Here is a 16,056-nt window from a genome sequence, read left to right as displayed (position 1 = left end):
CGCGGCAGTAAGGTTCCGCTGATTCTGCGCACATACCGAGCGGTATGTCACTACTTCCGGGCGTACGAATCGGTGTCGTCCGGAACATCCGTCCCGGCCGGGGCGTCGCGGGACAGCCCGGACACCTCGCCGGACAGCAGGCCGAAGCGGCCCGGGCAGGTCACCGGACGGGTGACAGCTCCGGGTCCTGCCGCAGCTTGCCGAGCGCCCGGGACACCGCGCTCTTGACCGTGCCGATGGACACCCCGAGCACCTCGGCGGTCTGCGCCTCGCTGAGGTCCTCGTAGTAGCGCAGGACGACCATGGCCCGCTGGCGGTCCGGAAGCTTCAGCACGGCGCGCCACATCGCGTCGTGCAGCGACTGCTGCTCGGCCGGGTCGGGGCCGGGCACCGCCTCCTGCTCGGGCAGTTCGTCGCAGGCGAACTCGTCGACCTTGCGCTTGCGCCACTGCGAGGTCCGGGTGTTCAGCAGGGCCCGGCGGACATAGCCGTCGAGCGCCCGGTGGTCCTCGATCCGCTCCCAGGCGACATACGTCTTGGTCAGCGCCGTCTGCAGCAGGTCCTCGGCATCGCTCGGGTTCGCGGTGAGCGAGCGGGCGGCCCGCAGCAGCACCGGACCGCGGGCCTTCACGAACGACGTGAACGACGGGTACGGCACGTAGGGCGCCCGCGCGCCGTACGGTGTTCTCGCGGTGGCCGGGGTGCGCGGGAGGGCCGGGGCGCGGGGCACGGCGTAGGGAGCGAGCGACGCGTGGGGCGGATGCGCGGCGGGCGATGCGTGCGGGGCGCGCGGCGGGTGGCCGGTGTGCGGCGCGCGCGGGCTGCGCTGTGCGTCCCCGGTGGTGGCAGCGGCTCCCCTGGAGGCGCCCGTGCAGACTGGCGTGGTCATATCTCCACGCTAGGAGCGGGCGCCGCCGAGGGGATCGCACCCAGGTCCCGAAACGGGGTCCGCCTCAGGGAGTAGGGCCGGCGCCGCGTCCACCTCCTGTAGGTGGAGGGGCCGTCCTCCCGTACTCAGGGTCGTCCCCGAGACCGCCGGCCGGCTCACGGAAGCGGCGCGGACCCCTCCGGTACGGGACGGGCCCGGCGCCCTCGCCGCGGGACGGCCGGACTCTCCACCGCGGGACGGCCCGGCACCACGCCCCGGCCACTTCGCCGTGCCATGACCGGACCGCTACTGGGCCCGGCCCAGCAGGAGTCCCGAGGTCGGCACCCCCGTACCGGCCGTGACCAGGGAGGTGGCGGCTCCCGGCACCTGGTTGACCGAGGTCCCCCGGATCTGCCGGACCGCCTCGGCTATGCCGTTCATCCCGTGCAGATACGCCTCCCCGAGCTGCCCCCCGTGCGTGTTCAGGGGCAGCGCGTCGGCGGCCACGAGATCCGCGGCCTCCCCCGGTCCGCAGAAGCCGAACTCCTCCAGCTGCATCAGTACGAACGGGGTGAAGTGGTCGTACAGGATCGCCACGTCGATGTCGGCGGGACCGAGCCCCGCGTTGCGCCACAGCTGGCGGGCGACGACGCCCATCTCCGGCAGCCCGGTCAGCCCGTCGCGGTAGAAGCTCGTCATCTGCTCCTGCGCCCGCCCGGCGCCCTGCGCCGCCCCGACGATCACCGCGGGCGGCTGCCGCAGGTCCCTGGCCCGTTCCGCGCTGGTGACGACGATCGCCTGCCCGCCGTCGGTCTCCTGGCAGCAGTCGAGCAGCCGCAGCGGTTCGACGATCCACCGCGAGGCGGCATGGTCGGCCAGGGTGATCGGCTTCCCGTAGAAGTACGCCGCCGGGTTGCGCGCGGCATGGCGGCGGTCCGTCACCGCGACATGGCCGAAGGCCTCCGGCGTCAGCCCGTACGCGTGCAGATACCGCTGGGCCGCCATCGCCACCCAGGAGGCGGGGGTGAGCAGCCCGAACGGCAGGTTCCAGCCGAGCGCGGCCCCTTCGGCCGTGGGTTCCCGCTGCTGCACCCCGGAGCCGAAGCGGCGGCCCGAGCGCTCGTTGAACGCGCGATAGCAGACGACCACGTCGGCCACGCCGCAGGCGACGGCGAGCGCTGCCTGTTGCACCGTGGCGCAGGCCGCGCCGCCGCCGTAGTGGATGCGGGAGAAGAACGACAGCTCGCCGATGCCGGCCGCCTGGGCGACGGTGATCTCGGGGCTGGTGTCCATCGTGAAGGTCACCAGCCCGTCGACGTCGGCGGGGACGAGCCCCGCGTCGTCGAGCGCCGCGTGCACCGCCTCGACGGCCAGCTTGAGTTCGCTGCGCCCGGACTCCTTGGAGAACTCGGTGGCCCCGATCCCGGCCACCGCCGCCTTCCCGCCGAGCGAATCGGCCCTGCGCACGCTCATGCGGATCCCTCCGGAACGCTGATGGTCACCGTGCCCGTGACATGCCGTCCGATCCCGTTGTCGCCGACGACCGCCACCTCGGCCGTCCCGTCGTCGTCCACCGAGACGACCGTGCCGCTCAACACCATCGTGTCGCCCGGATAGTTGGGCGCCCCGAGCCGGATGGCGACGCGTCTGAGCACCGCGGCGGGCCCGAAGTGATCGGTGACGTACCGCCCGACCAGGCCGTTGGTCGTCAGGATGTTCATGAAGATGTCCGGGGACCCCTTCTCCCGCGCCAGTTCCGCGTCATGGTGCACGTCCTGGTAGTCGCGGGAGGCGACGGCTCCGGCCACGATCAGCGTGCGGGTCACCGCGATCTCCAGCGGTGGCAGTTCCTCACCGGCCTTCACTCCGGTCCCTCCTTCAGGAGCAGTCCGCCCAGTTCCTGGAGCACTTCGCCTCCGCTGCCGAGATGGGCGTCGAGCTGGCGCCCCCACAGGAAGTGGCGGTGCACGGGGTGGTCCAGGTCGGCACCCGTGCCGCCGTGCAGATGCTGTCCCGCGTGGACGACCCGTCTGCCGGCCTCGGACGCCCACCACGCGGCGGTCAGTGCCTGCGCCTCGTACGGCAGCCCCTCGTCGTGCCGCCATGCCGCCTCGTACGCCGTGACCCGTATCGCCTCGGTGTCCATGTACGCGTCGGCGGCCCGCAGCAGGACCGCCTGGTTGGTCGAGAGGGGGCGCCCGAACTGCTCGCGTGTGCCGGTGTGTTCGACCGCGCGGGCCAGCGAACCCGCGCACACGCCCGCCTGCACTCCGGCGAACGCCGTCCGGGCGGTGGCGAGCATCTCCTCGTACGCCCCCGGCCCCCCGAGCCGCTCCGCGGGAGCGCCGTCCAGCACGAGCCGGCCGGCCGACCACGGGGCCGTGGTCTCGACGGGCTCGGTCAGCACACCGGGATCCGCGGTCCGTACGATCCACAGCGTCCGGTCCGCGGCCGCGACCAGGACGTGGGTGGCGTCCCGCAGCCACGGCACCACCGGCACGCTGCCGCTCAGCCGCCCGCCCGGCTCCGCGCGCACGGAGCCGCGGTCCGGCAACGCCCCCGCCGCCACCGCCGTACCGTCCCGCAGCGGCGGCAGCAGCCGGCCGCGCTGCTCGTCCGTACCGTGCCCTGCGACGGCGAGGAGGCCGTACACACAGCTCGCCGCGAACGGCACCTGCGCGGTCGTCCGGCCCTGCTCCTCCAGCAGGAGCACCAGTCCGAGGAGTCCGGTCTCCTCGACGGCGCCGGGCAGTCCGGCCTCGCAGAGCTCCTTCCAGAGTGCGGCGTCCGTGCCGCTGCCTGCCGCGACGAGACGGTCGTGCGTCGACAGGTCCCCGAAGATCCGGGCGGCGAGCCCGCGTGCCTCGGCCTGTTCCTCACTCGGTGTGAAATCCATGTCAGCCCTCACTCCCCCGGAAGACCGGCAGCACCGACTCGGCGTCCGTACGCAGGAACTCCAGCCGCACCGGCATGCCGACCCGCACCTTGTCGCAGGGCACCCCGAGCACGTTGCTGACCATCCGGACGCCTTCCGCGAGTTCGATCAGTGCCACCGCGTACGGTCCGCCCTCGCCGGACTCGCCGTAGGCGGGGAAGGAGGGGTGGTGCATCACGACGTAACTGAAGACGGTGCCCTCGCCGGACGCCTCGACCGTGTCCCACTCGGGCGACCCGCAGGCGTTGCACCCGGGCAGCCAGGGGAAGCGCAGGGCGGTGCACGCACCGCAGCGCTGGATCAGCAGCCGGCGGGCGGCGACGCCCTCCCAGAAGCCGGCGTTGTCCCGGTTGATCACCGGCCTCGCCCGCAGAGCCCGGTCCGTGCCGCGCACCGCCTCCTTCGCCCCGGGCTTCGCCGCCTCTTTCGGCTTCGTCGTCTCCTTGGGTTTCGCCGGGCGGTACTTGAGGATCCGGAAGCGGTGCGTCCCGGCCGGCTCGTCCTGCGCCCGGATGTCCATCCGGGTGGTGACGAAGTAGCCCGTCCCCAGCTTCGTCGTCTTGCGCTCCGACACCGACTCGATCACCGCGTCGAACGTGATCCGGTCGCCGGGCCGCAGCGGACGCAGGTACTCCTGCTCGCAGTCGGTCGCCACCACGGAGGTGCAGCCCGCCCCGTCGAGGAGGCCCAGCAGTTCGTCGTAGGCCCCGCTCCGGTCCGCGTACCCCGACAGGCCGGCCATCGTCCAGGCCTGGAGCATCGTGGGCGGCGCGATCGCGCCCGGCCCCGCGTACGCCTCGTTCGTTTCGCCCATCGCCTCGCACCAGTGCCTGATCATCGGCTCGTTGACCAGGTCCTTGCCCACGCCCGCGGTGGCGGCCGCCCGGCCCTCGTACGACCTGAGCCGCTCGTACAGCTCGTCGCGAACGCCCTGCCCGTCCGTCACCGCTTCCCCCTCTTCATGCCGAGCCGCATCGTCGCGACGATCTCCCGCTGCACCTCGCTCACCCCGCCCCCGAAGGTGTTGATCTGCGCCGCCCTGTTCATCCGCTCCAGCTCCCCGTCCCCGAAGGAACCGGGCGAACCGCCCCGCACCGTTCCGGCGTCGCCCGTGATTTCCTGGCACATTCGATACACCTCCACGGCGGATTCGGTTCCCGTGAACTTCACGCCGCTCGCGTCGCCGGGGGCCAGCGCCCCCGCGCCCACGTCCCCCACCAGCCGCCAGTTGAGCAACCGCGTCGCGGCCAGCCGGGCGTGCGCCTCGGCCAGCCGGGAGCGCACCCACGGCTCGTCGGCTGGCCGCCGCCCGGTCACCGGGTCGGGGGTGCGCGCGAAGGCGAGCGCCGCGTCGAAGAAGTCCTCGGCCTGCATACCGATCGCCGCGAGCGCCACCCGCTCGTGGTTGAGCTGGTTGGTGATCAGCCCCCAGCCACCGTTCTCCGCGCCGACCAGCGCGGTGCCGGGCACCCGTACCCCGTCGTAGTACGTGGCGGTCGTGGTCAGCCCGCCCACGGTTTCGATGGGTGTCCAGGAGAAACCGGGCGCGTCCGTCGGCACGAGCACGATCGAGATGCCCCGGTGCTTGGGCACATCCGGGTCCGTGCGGCAGGCGAGCCAGATCCAGTCCGCGTTCTGGGCGTTGCTGGTGAAGATCTTCTGACCGTCGATGACCCAGGAGTCGCCCTCGTGGACGGCCCTGGTGCGCAGCGCGGCGAGGTCGGTCCCGGCCTCGGGTTCGCTGTAGCCGATGGCGAAGACGATCTCGCCGGCGAGGATGCGCGGGAGGAAGTACTCCTTCTGCTCCTGGGTCCCGTACTTCATCAGGGTCGGGCCGACCGTGTTGAGGGTGACCATGGAGACCGGGGCGCCGGCCCGGTAGGCCTCGTCGAAGAACACGAACTGTTCGTCCGCGCCCCGGCCCTGCCCCCCGTACTCGACGGGCCAGCCCAGACCGAGCATCCCGTCGGACCCGATACGGCGCAGCAGCCGGCGCTGCGCGTCCAGGTCCTGGGGCGTGGAGCCGGCGGGCCCGCTTCTGTCGGGCATCACATCGTGGAAGTAGGCGCGGAGTTCGGCGCGCAGCTCCCGCTGGCGCTCGGTCGGGGCCAGATGCACGGCGACTGCCTCCCGGGAACGGGCACGAGGATCAGGGTTTCTGACTGTCCGTCAGATTCCGTTCGGCTGTCAAGGCACCGGACGTCCGGACCCGCCCCGATTCCCGGCTACCCCCCTGCCCGCCACCGCACCCCGCGCCGAGCGTCCGGCACGCGACCGCCGACAACACCGAACCGCTCGCGCACGACCGCCCGCACGCTCACCCATCCGTCTGTTCCGCCCGCCCACCCATCCACCAAACGCCGAACGGCCTGTGCGGCGCCACCGAAGTGGCGCCGCACAGGCCGTCGTTCCCCCCACCGCGACCCGACCCCCCGACCGGATCGTGGCAGTCACCGGCTCACCAGAGATTGGTGAAGTTCACCGCCAGGTTGTGGTTGGACTGGTCGATCGCGGTGAACGCGGAACCGTTCACCTGGGCGGAGTTGCTCTGGTTCGACGCCCCGGAACCGACGGCCTGCTGCTGCGAGGTGGACGAGTTGCCGAGGTTGTTCCCACCGACCCCGCTGCCGCTGATCGTGGCCACTCCCGCGTTCGATCCGTCGTTCGCGAACGAGCCGTTGTCGGCCTGGGCCACACCGCTGAGGAGAACGGCGGCGAGAGGCAGGGCGGCAACAACGGCGAGGGCACGAGCGGTACGGATGCTTGCCATGTCTATTCCTCCAGGAACCGAAAGTAAGGCTGATCCCGGGCCAGTTGGCCGACCGACCGGGTGATGGTCACGACGTCGCGAGATCAGAGTTGCCCAGCACCTCACCGACGAACCACCCATGCACTCCGATTCCCCCGCAAGCATGAGGAAGCGAAGATAAACCCCCACACCCATCGAACTCGCAGGTCAGCCCGGCACACCGGAAGAACCCTTGCCCCACCGGAGAAGAAGCGTTCCGTCATGCCACTCCGACGACCTCCCTCCGCACCCCCTCTTCCCTTATTCGAACATTAGTACGAACATGGATCCATGGCCACCACTGACCGGCGAACCGCCACCCTGGCCCTGGCCCACGCGCTCTCCGCCGCGGAGCACGGGCTCCCCGTCATCCCGCTGTCCGCCACCAAGCTCCCCGCTCTGCGCTCCCCGCACCGCCACGAGACCCGTCCGGTCAGCTGCCGGGGAGCCTGCGGCCTGCCCGGACACGGTGTCCACGACGCGACCACCGACCCCGTCGCCGTACGCGCCCTCTTCGCCGCCGCCCCCTGGGCCACCGGCTACGGCATCGCCTGCGGGCGCGCCCCGCACCACCTCATCGGCGTGGACCTCGACATCGACGCGACCGGCCGGAACGACTCCGTGGCGTCCCTGCAACAGCTGGCCCTGCAGCACCTGTTCACCATCCCGCCGACCGTCACGGTGCTCACCCCCAGCGGCGGCCGCCACATCTGGCTGTCCGGCCCGCCCGACGTGGCCGTGCCGAACTCGGCCGGCCGCCTGGCCCCCGGCATCGACATCCGCGGCACCGGCGGCTACCTGGTCGGCCCGGGCTCGGTCACCGCCCACGGCACCTACCGCCTCGTTCCCGGAACCGGCACCCTCCCGCCCGCACCCTGCCCGAGCGCCCTCCTCCACCTCCTGACTCCCCCGGCCCGCCCCCGCCGGCACGCGGACCACACCGACCAGGGCGGCGGCCTGATCCAGTTCGTCCTCGCTGCGGACGAGGGCCAGCGCAACACCCGGCTCTTCTGGGCGGCCTGCCGCGCCTACGAACACGGCTTCGGCGACGCCCTCGCGGACGCCCTCACCCGGGCCGCCGTCCGCACCGGCCTCCCCGAACACGAGGCCCGCGCCACGATCGCCTCCGCGGCCCGCCTCACCGCGACCCGCTGCGAGCCTCCCGCCTGACGGCGGACCGGCGGACCGGTAGCCCGGCAGCCCGGCAGCCCGGTAGTGGCGACCGGCGAAGTCCGGGCGCCCGGATGCCCTCAGCGCCCTCACCGCGGGCGGGCACGCGAACGGCCCCCGACCGATTCACCCGGTCAGGGGCCGTCTCTCTGCGGTGGGTGTGGGATTTGAACCCACGGTGACTCGCGCCACGACGGTTTTCAAGACCGTTCCCTTAGGCCGCTCGGGCAACCCACCCCGCGCCGGCGGTCAACGAGGACCGGATCGGCGCGAGGACAGCCTAGCCGGTCAGCTGTCGCCCTTGCGCTCGCCCAGGGTGACTTCCGCCGTCGCCGTCTTGCCGTCGCGCTTGTACGTCAGCGTGACCTTGTCGCCCGGCTTGTGGGTCCAGATCTCGCCGATCAGGGTCGGGCCGCTGTCGACGACGGTGTCGTTGAACTTCGTGATGACGTCGCCCGCCTTGAGACCGGCCCGGGCCGCGGGGCCGTCCTTCGAGACCGCCTCCGTGCCGCCCGCGCCCTGGTCCGAGATGACCGCGCCGCCGGTCTTCTCGTCCATCGTCACCGTGGCGCCGATGACCGGGTAGACCGGCTGGCCGGTCTTGATCAGCTGCTGTGCGACGTTCTTCGCCTGGTTGACCGGGATGGCGAAGCCGAGGCCGATGGAGCCGGCCTGGCTCTGGCCGCTGCTTCCGGTCGACTGGATCGCCGAGTTGATGCCGATGACCGCGCCGCCGGCGCTCAGCAGCGGGCCGCCGGAGTTGCCCGGGTTGATCGAGGCGTCCGTCTGCAGCGCGCTCATGTACGAGTTGCTGCCGCCGGAGCCGTCACCGGAGGCCACCGGGCGGTTCTTGGCGCTGATGATGCCCGTGGTGACCGTGTTGGAGAGGCCGAACGGGGCGCCGATCGCGATCGTCGAGTCGCCGACCGCCACCTGGTCCGAATTGCCCAGCGGCAGCGGGGTGAGCCCCTGCGGCGGGTTCTTCAGCTTCAGGACGGCCACGTCGTAGCCCTGGGCCCGGCCGACCACCTCGGCGTCGTACTTCTTGCCGTTGGAGAACGTCGCCGTGAGCTGACCGCTGTCCGCCGCGGAGGCCACCACGTGGTTGTTCGTGAGGATGTGGCCTTCCTTGTCGTACACGAAGCCGGTGCCGGTGCCGCCCTCGCCGTCACCGCCCTGCGCGTCGATCGTGACGACGCTGGGCAGCGCCTTGGCCGCGACGCCCGCGACCGTCCCCGGGTCGCGCTTGAGGTCCTGCGGGTTGCCCGACGCCGAGACCGTGGTCGAACCGGAGGAGTCCGAACTGTTGTTGCTGTCCGCGGCCCAGAAGCCGAGGGCGCCGCCGACTCCGCCCGCGACGAGCGCCGCGACGACCACCGCGGCCACCAGTCCGCCCGCGCCCCGCTTGCGCGGCGCGTCGGGCGCGTGCACCTGGCCGGGTGCGCCCCACACGGGGCCGCCGCCCTGCGCATGGTGGGCGTACGCCGGGACGGCGGGCGGCGGCGGGGGCCAGCCGGCGTCGGCCGCGGCCTGCGGTGCGGGCGGCGCGTACTGCGGCGCGGCCGCCGGGACCGGGTTCATCGGAGCGGTCGCCGGGTCCGGTGCGGGGGAGTGCGGCTGCTGCTGCGTCGCCGTCGCATCCGGATGCGACGGGGCGGCGGGCGCGCTCTGCGGGGGCCCCTGGGGAGCGTCGGCCGGCACTGGAGGTGCGGACGGAACGGACGGGGCGGCCTCGGCCGCGTTGCCCTCGTTGCCCTCGTTCTCTGTGCTCACAGCTCTTTACTCCTCGGTTCCACATCATCATTCGGCAAGAGATCCGCTGTGTACGTGTCTGGAGTCAGCTTTTCCCACAGCACGTCAGGCCACTGTAAACAGGACCTGTGCATCTGCGCACGGGCCTTTACATCGGACAAAACGGTCCGACTTCATCAGGTGCGCTCACCCATGGTCTCCCGGTGACACCATGGCGCGGGTGACCCAAGCACGGCAGCAGCGCCCCAAGCAGCATCCCATCCAGGTCATCGCACACCGGGGCGCGTCCGACGACGCCCCCGAGCACACCCTGGCCGCGTACCGGAAGGCGATCGAGGACGGCGCCGACGCCCTGGAGTGCGACGTACGGCTCACGGCCGACGGTCATCTCGTATGCGTACACGACCGCCGGGTGAACCGCACGTCCAACGGCCGCGGCGCGGTCTCCGCCCTGGAGCTCAACGAGCTCGCCGCACTCGACTTCGGGTCGTGGAAGGACCGCGAGGAGTCGGAGTCCCCGGACTGGGACCCGGTGCCGGGCGAGCTCACCTCCGTACTCACCCTGGAGCGCCTCCTCGAACTCCTCGTCGAGACGAGAGCCGCCGGCCGGCCGCTCCAGCTGGCCATCGAGACCAAGCACCCCACACGCTGGGCGGGCCAGGTCGAGGAGCGGCTGCTGCACCTGCTGAAGCGCTTCGAGCTCGACGCGCCGCCCGCCGACGAGGCCTCGCCGGTCCGCATCATGAGCTTCTCGGCCCGCTCCCTGCACCGCATCCAGGCCGCCGCACCCGGCCTGCCCACCGTGTACCTGATGCAGTTCGTCTCCCCGCGGCTGCGCGACGGGCGGCTGCCGGCCGGGGCCCGCATCGCCGGTCCGGGGATGCGGATCGTACGCAGCCACCCGGGATACATCGAACGCCTGCACCGCGCCGGACGGCAGGCGCACGTCTGGACGGTGAACGAACCGGAGGATGTCGAGCTCTGCATCCGGCTCGGCGTCGAGGCAATCATCACGAATCGCCCAAAACAGGTTCTGTCACAACTGGGACGCTCTTAACATCAGTTACACGGAGTACACCGGCGCATTCGGCGTGTGCTCGATCGTTACGAGTGCGTCACTGGCAGGCCATTGGCCGGTTTCCGGTCCACGTCAGGGGGGCATCCACTCCGTGGCGTGGGGCAAAGGAGGTCTCGGGGGTGGCGTTGGTGGTGGCACAGGAAGTGCCCACGTCGTCGAGCATGGCCGTACCCCATGGCCCTGCGGGCGTGGGTCAGGCACGGCACCGGATGCGTGAGCAGTTGCGCAGCTACGGGGTGTCGGATTCGGTCGTCGACGATGCTGTATTGATCCTTTCCGAACTGCTCAGCAACGCCTGCCGGCACGGCAGGCCACTGGGCCGGCACACCGATGTGGGGGACGGGGACGTGCGCGCCGCCTGGCGCGTCGACAGAACGGGCGGGCTGACCGTCGAGGTGACCGACGGTGGCGGCCCGACCCGGCCGGTTCCGGCCACTCCTTCGGTGACCGCGCGCGGTGGCCGGGGGCTCAACATCATCAGCGCCCTCGCCGAGGCGTGGGGCGTGCGTGACGACTCCTCGGGCGAGGTCACCGTCTGGGTGCTGGTCAACGAGGGTCACGGGCACCCGGAGGAACGGCCGGGCGCACGGCCCAACGGCCGGACACCGGCCGGGACGGCACCCGCGGGCACCGGCTCCGCGGTGACCGGCGCGGGCCTCGACGGGCTGGATTTCGCCGACGCCTTCGACGACGCGGGCTGACCGTCGGGGCGCCGGCCCACGCCGCCTCCCGGGACGGTCCCACCGGCGTGGAACCCGGTCGGCATCGCGCGTGCCGATCATCGGACATCGGCGGGCGCGGATCTCGGGGCAGCCGTGCCACCGGACGGTGCGCGGGCGGCTAGGCTCGCGGCCCAGACCGCACTGTCGCAATCGGGAGAAAGCCCACCATGGCGAAGAAGCGCCCTCAGACCAAGGCCGGGAAGCAGCAGCTCAAGGACGGCGAGATCCCGGTGGTCGGGGCTCGCGAGCCCTGCCCGTGCGGTTCGGGCCGCCGCTACAAGGCCTGTCACGGCCGTGCCGCCGCCCAGGCCGTGACCGAGCTCGTCCAGCGCCCCTTCGAGGGCCTGGCCGGCGAATGCGACTGGGTCGCGCTGCGCGAGCTGGTCCCCGCCGCCACGGTCGAACTGACGCTGAAGGGCGGCCTGCCCGACGGTGTGCCGTCGGTGACGCTCGCGACCGTCCTGCCGATGGCGTGGCCCGCGCTGCGCCGCGACGACGGTTCGGTCCTGCTCGCCCTGCAGAACGACACCTCCTCCGGCGACCTGAGCCGCGACCTCGCCGACACCCTCCAGCGCGCGCTGGAGACCGAGCCCGGCTCGCCCGTCGCCGCCCGGCGTGTTCCGGCCGACGGTCCGCGGCTGCAGGACGTGCTGGACGCCGACGCCGCGTTCTCGCCCGTCGTGCACCCCGGATTCGAGTTCTGGGTGCCGGACGCGGAGAACGCCACGGCCGAGGTGTCCGCGTCCCTGGAGCGGGCCAACGACGCGGCGATCCCGACCGTCCTGCTGTCCGGGGTGGACGCCGCCTACTGGTGCGAGACCCCGGAGAAGAACCATCTGCGCTGGGTCATGCCGCACCCCGAGGAGCAGCTCCTCGACGCGCTCGCCCGGCTGCACGCCGCCGGCGCCTCCTCCCTCGGCGAGGGGACCCGGCTGGTCGGCTCCTTCCGTGCCCACGGCCTGATGGTCCCCGTCTGGGACCTGCCGAGCGCGATGGGCGCCGAGGAGTGCGAGAAGCCCGCCGCCGCGTTCGCGGAGCAGCTCGCGACGGCGCTCGCGTCGGACGCGCCGCTCACCGCCGAGGAGCGACGGGCGCGCGGCGGGCTCACCAACCGCCAGGTGACCCTCAGCTGACAGTGACCGTCACCCGGCCCGAACGGTGACTCCCGTCACAACTCGGCGTACTGGCAGGTAAATCGCTGTCCGAATACGCGAGATCGAATTTGCGAACGGCAGATCTCTTGTTACCGTTCTAGAAGCCCGGTCGCTGGTGCATCCCCCGTCGCCAGCGATCGGGCATCCTCATGTCCGGGGGCGGCGCACACGGCGCGCCAGACGGCGCACGAACCGCGCACAGGCCCCCCACAGCTTCCCGGTCAGGCCCCCCTGGCCACCCACGCGTCCGGCCCTCGCGCCTCGCGTCCTCCCGACGGCTCCGCCAGGGCTCCACAGGCGATGGAACATCAACCCGCCACCGGGGCAGCCCTATTGGACCCCCTGTCGACAGCGACGGCAAACGGTGACGCGGCTCGGCCGGACCGTTCGGTATCGGACAGAAGTCATCGGCCGGTCCCTTTCCGAATACGCCGCGGAACAGCCCACCGAAGAGATCTTCGAAGACGGTTCGAACGATTTCCGGAAGGGGCATCAGAAAGCCGACCACCGGCCGACTTTGCACCGGCAGACTTTGCATGGCCGAAAAAGCTCACACCGATCCGACCACTCGGAAGGGATACGTCAGGGATCCGACAGCGCTCGGTAATGAAAACGGACCGAGAAGAACAGACAGAGATCAAGAACGGAAGCGACGCTCGCCGTCCCAAAGCGGCGCTCGCCGTTCAGTAGCGGCGCTCGCCGTCCCGTAACGACGCTCGCCGTTCAGTAGCGGCGCTCGTCCCCGAGCAGGCGCGGCGCCGCCCGCCGTTCAGTAGGCGAGCCGGCTTCCGCCGTCCGGGGCGCTGTTGCTCGCCTCGACCAGCGCGTCCAGAACCGCCCCCACATCCGGCAGCCACGGCGATGCCGCCGCACGGACCGACGTCCCGCCGAGGCTCAGGCGTCCGATGCGCTCCGGCGCCCGCTCCCAGCGCACCTGCCCCGTGCCGATCTCGGACGGCGGCAGGACGAGATAGCCGCCCTCCCCGTGGAACCGCAGGGAACTGGGCACCCAGTCCTGGGCGTGCAGCAGTTCGCCGAGCCGTTCAAGGGTGTACGGGGCCACCAGCAACGACCACCGGGTCGGGGTCGCCACCACGGGGCCCAGTCGCAGCCCCATCCGGTCGAGTTCGGCCAGCGCCCTGGCGCCGGCCACGGCAGGCAGGCTCAGTGCGCACGGCGCACGCCCGCCCGTGGCCAGCAGGACCGGCGCGGTGGGCCGGTTCGTCCACCACCAGCGCACCATCCGGGCGTCGGTGGTCGCGGCGAGCAGTCCGGGATCGAAGGGGTGCGCGCCGGGCACGGCGCACTCGGGATCGGGGCAGGCGCAGCCGCGGCCGCGGTCACCGAGGCTGCCGGCCGCCTGGAGTCCCGCCCCTGGGAGCACGGGCCACTGCCATGCGGTGGCACAGGTCAGGGCCGCGTCGAGCCGGGCGGTCCCGCCCCTGCGTCCGAACCGGAGCCTGCGTCGCCTTCCGAGGATCTCGCGCATGAGCGCTCGTTCCTTTCCGTTGAACGCCGAGGGTCCACATCACACCGCGTGTACGTCACACCACGCGTGTAGATGCTTACTTTGTGTACATGCTCGTCGAGCCTGCGGTACGGGTGAATCGTCGGTACCGAGCGTGAGCTGTGCTGAGCCGAATCGAGCCGGTTCCGGTCGGGATCATGGCGAGGTGCAGGGCGCGTGCGGCGCCTGCCGTCCGTCGTGCGGCCTTGCCACTCGGGGGCGGGGCGTGGCCGTCACAAGTGAGGACGTCCGGGCCCGCTGCCAGGTTCCGGAGGCGGTCGGAACCGCCCCTGGTCATCTGCCGATCATCTACCGATTTACGTACCCAGCATGCCCGGAATGACGCTCCCTCTGGGACTTCACCCCGGGGGCAACCCCCGTCGAGCAGACCCAGTCGACCGCAAATGGCAGCCACGGGGTGCATTTTTTGGCCAAGTTAGTAGTCGCGTGGACACCACAAATCCCGTGGGGACAATGCTGGACATCCCCTTACTTGTGCGTGTACATGTGGATGCACTGATAGCGGCGCAGAATGACATGGGGGTTTGCGATGCTATTCGACGAAACACACCAGTCGGAAAGCCGGCGACCATGAGCGCCCCACACCTGCCGAAAGTGGCTGGAATCGATCCCACAGTTCCGGTTTCGGCGCACACTGCCGGGCCTCTCTCCGAGGTGCCCGCAGCCCCCGGCGCCTTCATCCAGGACCGTCTGGCGGGCTGGGTCTCCGACCTCACCACGCTGCACGAGCTCACCGAACGGCTGGCCAGAACCAGCACCCTCGACGACGCCCTCCACGAACTGCTCGACGCCGGAGCGGCCCTGGTCGGCGCCCGCCGCGGACTGATCGTCTTCGAACCGTCGGACCTCCGCGGCCCCGTCAGCACCATCGGTCTCGGGCTGGCCCACGCGGAGCTCGGCCAGATCGAGACGGTGCCGCGCAGCGCGACCTCCTACGGCCGCATCCTGGAAGGTCTGCCCAACCCCGACGGCCCGCTGACCACCCCCGATCTGCTCGGCGACACCAGCCTGGACCCCCGCAGGCGCGAGGTCGCCGCCCGCCTCGGCTACGCCGCCAGTTACGCGCTGCCGATCACCACCGATCGCACCGGACGGCTGGGCGCCGCGGTCTGGCTCTACGACGAACCCGCCGAACCGCTGGAGCGCCAGCGCCACCTCGCCGGCCTGTACGCCGGATACGCCGCCGAACACCTGGCCCGCCTGCTGGAACTGGAACGGGCCAGGACCGACGTCGCCACCATCGCCGAGGAGCTCCTGCCCAGCCGGCTGCCCCGCGTCCCCGGCGTCCAGCTGGCCGTACGCCATCACGCGGCGCCGCAGAGCGGCAGCGACTGGTACGACGCGCTGGCCCTGCCGGAGGGGGCACTCGGTCTCGCCGTCGGCTCGGTGGGCGGTTCCGGACCCAGCGCCCTGGCCGCCATGGGACGGCTGCGCGCGGGTCTGCGGGCCTACGCGGTGATGGAGGGCGAGGATCCGGTCGCGGTCCTCTCCGACCTCGAACTCCTGATGCGGCTGACCGAACCGTCCCGATCCGCGACCGCGCTCTTCGCCTACTGCGAACCGGCGCGCCGCAAGATCCTCCTTGCCGGTGCCGGGCACACCCCGCCGCTCATCGTCGGCGACCGGCGCACCGAGTTCGTCGAGACCACCCTCTCCGCCCCGCTGGGCATGCTGGCCTGCTGGGAGGCGCCGAGCGTGGAGATCGCCCCGGCGCCCGGCGAGACCGTGCTGCTGTACACCGACGGGCTGCTGCGCCGGGCCGGCGACTCGATGGACCGCGCGTTCGCACGGCTCCACTCGGCGGCGGCGAGCGTCCCGAAGGCGCTGCGCCACGACGCCGCATCGGTCGCCGACCATGTCGTGCGCACCGTGCTGCCCGGCGGGATCGACCAGGGCGACGACACCGAGGACGTGGTCCTGCTGGCGGCCCGCTTCGACTGAGCCGCCCCGTACGGGCCGGTGCGGGCGCCCTCGCAGGTAAGAGGCCTTCCGGCCCTGGGCCCCCTTCCGTACGCCCGTACGATGGAGAGGGTCCAGTGTCGTATCAAGGAGAGTCGAAGT

The 16,056-nt window shown here is 71.9% G+C and carries 14 protein-coding genes and 1 tRNA gene; 5 read left to right on the top strand and 10 right to left on the bottom strand.

Annotated features, from left to right (window positions below):
* Positions 1-160: 160 nt before the first annotated feature.
* From OG408_RS20190 to OG408_RS20160, 7 genes are all read right to left on the bottom strand, one after another.
* Entirely contained in the window at positions 161-889 is a 729-nt protein-coding gene (locus tag OG408_RS20190; protein WP_442806047.1) for a SigE family RNA polymerase sigma factor, read from the bottom strand.
* 285 nt (positions 890-1,174) lie between these two features.
* Positions 1,175-2,341, bottom strand: a complete 1,167-nt coding sequence (locus tag OG408_RS20185; RefSeq protein ID WP_285564394.1) for a lipid-transfer protein — start codon at positions 2,339-2,341, stop codon at positions 1,175-1,177.
* The gene (locus tag OG408_RS20180) at positions 2,338-2,733 is read right to left on the bottom strand and encodes a MaoC family dehydratase (protein ID WP_266780474.1); all 396 of its coding nucleotides are present in this window, start codon (positions 2,731-2,733) and stop codon (positions 2,338-2,340) included. The genes OG408_RS20185 and OG408_RS20180 overlap by 4 nt, the downstream gene beginning before the upstream one ends.
* Positions 2,730-3,764 (bottom strand): acyl-CoA dehydrogenase family protein, encoded by a 1,035-nt coding sequence (locus tag OG408_RS20175; RefSeq protein WP_326671160.1) that lies wholly within the window; start codon positions 3,762-3,764, stop codon positions 2,730-2,732. The genes OG408_RS20180 and OG408_RS20175 overlap by 4 nt, the downstream gene beginning before the upstream one ends.
* A gap of 1 nt (position 3,765) precedes the next feature.
* A complete protein-coding gene (locus OG408_RS20170; RefSeq protein ID WP_326671158.1) occupies positions 3,766-4,749 on the bottom strand; it encodes a bifunctional MaoC family dehydratase N-terminal/OB-fold nucleic acid binding domain-containing protein in 984 nt (327 codons plus the stop codon).
* Positions 4,746-5,921, bottom strand: coding sequence for an acyl-CoA dehydrogenase family protein (locus tag OG408_RS20165; RefSeq protein WP_326671156.1), 1,176 nt, complete (start codon positions 5,919-5,921; stop codon positions 4,746-4,748). The genes OG408_RS20170 and OG408_RS20165 overlap by 4 nt, the downstream gene beginning before the upstream one ends.
* 340 nt (positions 5,922-6,261) lie before the next feature.
* On the bottom strand, positions 6,262-6,573 hold the full coding sequence (locus OG408_RS20160) for a hypothetical protein (RefSeq protein WP_266780470.1): 312 nt from the start codon (positions 6,571-6,573) through the stop codon (positions 6,262-6,264).
* A 309-nt stretch (positions 6,574-6,882) separates the two neighbouring features.
* Between OG408_RS20160 and OG408_RS20155 the strand changes: the two genes are divergently transcribed.
* On the top strand, positions 6,883-7,761 hold the full coding sequence (locus tag OG408_RS20155) for a bifunctional DNA primase/polymerase (RefSeq protein ID WP_285564397.1): 879 nt from the start codon (positions 6,883-6,885) through the stop codon (positions 7,759-7,761).
* A 152-nt stretch (positions 7,762-7,913) separates the two neighbouring features.
* Here OG408_RS20155 and OG408_RS20150 read toward each other — a convergent pair.
* Both OG408_RS20150 and OG408_RS20145 read right to left on the bottom strand, forming a co-directional pair.
* Positions 7,914-7,998 (bottom strand) — tRNA-Ser (locus tag OG408_RS20150).
* 51 nt (positions 7,999-8,049) lie between these two features.
* On the bottom strand, positions 8,050-9,534 hold the full coding sequence (locus OG408_RS20145; protein ID WP_326671152.1) for a S1C family serine protease: 1,485 nt from the start codon (positions 9,532-9,534) through the stop codon (positions 8,050-8,052).
* A gap of 190 nt (positions 9,535-9,724) precedes the next feature.
* On the opposite strand from OG408_RS20145, the gene OG408_RS20140 reads away from it, so the two are divergent.
* From OG408_RS20140 to OG408_RS20130, 3 genes are all read left to right on the top strand, one after another.
* Entirely contained in the window at positions 9,725-10,570 is an 846-nt protein-coding gene (locus tag OG408_RS20140; protein WP_266780467.1) for a glycerophosphodiester phosphodiesterase, read from the top strand.
* 53 nt (positions 10,571-10,623) lie between these two features.
* Positions 10,624-11,292, top strand: coding sequence for an ATP-binding protein (locus tag OG408_RS20135; protein ID WP_266780466.1), 669 nt, complete (start codon positions 10,624-10,626; stop codon positions 11,290-11,292).
* A 188-nt stretch (positions 11,293-11,480) separates the two neighbouring features.
* Positions 11,481-12,446: a DUF5926 family protein gene (locus OG408_RS20130; RefSeq protein WP_266780465.1), complete on the top strand. Its 966-nt coding sequence runs from the start codon at positions 11,481-11,483 to the stop codon at positions 12,444-12,446.
* Between the two features lie 790 nt (positions 12,447-13,236).
* Here OG408_RS20130 and OG408_RS20125 read toward each other — a convergent pair.
* Positions 13,237-13,956, bottom strand: a complete 720-nt coding sequence (locus OG408_RS20125) for a bifunctional DNA primase/polymerase (RefSeq protein WP_326671148.1) — start codon at positions 13,954-13,956, stop codon at positions 13,237-13,239.
* Between the two features lie 492 nt (positions 13,957-14,448).
* Here OG408_RS20125 and OG408_RS20120 point away from each other — a divergent pair, with 492 nt between their 5' ends.
* On the top strand, positions 14,449-15,936 hold the full coding sequence (locus OG408_RS20120; RefSeq protein ID WP_266780463.1) for a PP2C family protein-serine/threonine phosphatase: 1,488 nt from the start codon (positions 14,449-14,451) through the stop codon (positions 15,934-15,936).
* Positions 15,937-16,056 lie beyond the last annotated feature (120 nt).

This window comes from Streptomyces sp. NBC_01257 (assembly GCF_035917255.1).
Taxonomy (GTDB): Bacteria; Actinomycetota; Actinomycetes; order Streptomycetales; family Streptomycetaceae; genus Streptomyces.
The sequence above is the reverse complement of the archived record's forward strand: the minus strand, read 5'-3'. Positions and strand labels throughout refer to the sequence as shown.

Coding starts and splice junctions, on each gene's coding strand:
- OG408_RS20120 (WP_266780463.1), top strand. CDS start 14,449: ATGCTGGACATCCCCTTACTTGTGCGTGTACATGTGGATGCACTGATA.
- OG408_RS20175 (WP_326671160.1), bottom strand. CDS start 3,764: ATGGATTTCACACCGAGTGAGGAACAGGCCGAGGCACGCGGGCTCGCC.
- OG408_RS20125 (WP_326671148.1), bottom strand. CDS start 13,956: ATGCGCGAGATCCTCGGAAGGCGACGCAGGCTCCGGTTCGGACGCAGG.
- OG408_RS20185 (WP_285564394.1), bottom strand. CDS start 2,341: ATGAGCGTGCGCAGGGCCGATTCGCTCGGCGGGAAGGCGGCGGTGGCC.
- OG408_RS20140 (WP_266780467.1), top strand. CDS start 9,725: ATGGCGCGGGTGACCCAAGCACGGCAGCAGCGCCCCAAGCAGCATCCC.
- OG408_RS20160 (WP_266780470.1), bottom strand. CDS start 6,573: ATGGCAAGCATCCGTACCGCTCGTGCCCTCGCCGTTGTTGCCGCCCTG.
- OG408_RS20190 (WP_442806047.1), bottom strand. CDS start 889: ATGACCACGCCAGTCTGCACGGGCGCCTCCAGGGGAGCCGCTGCCACC.
- OG408_RS20155 (WP_285564397.1), top strand. CDS start 6,883: ATGGCCACCACTGACCGGCGAACCGCCACCCTGGCCCTGGCCCACGCG.
- OG408_RS20130 (WP_266780465.1), top strand. CDS start 11,481: ATGGCGAAGAAGCGCCCTCAGACCAAGGCCGGGAAGCAGCAGCTCAAG.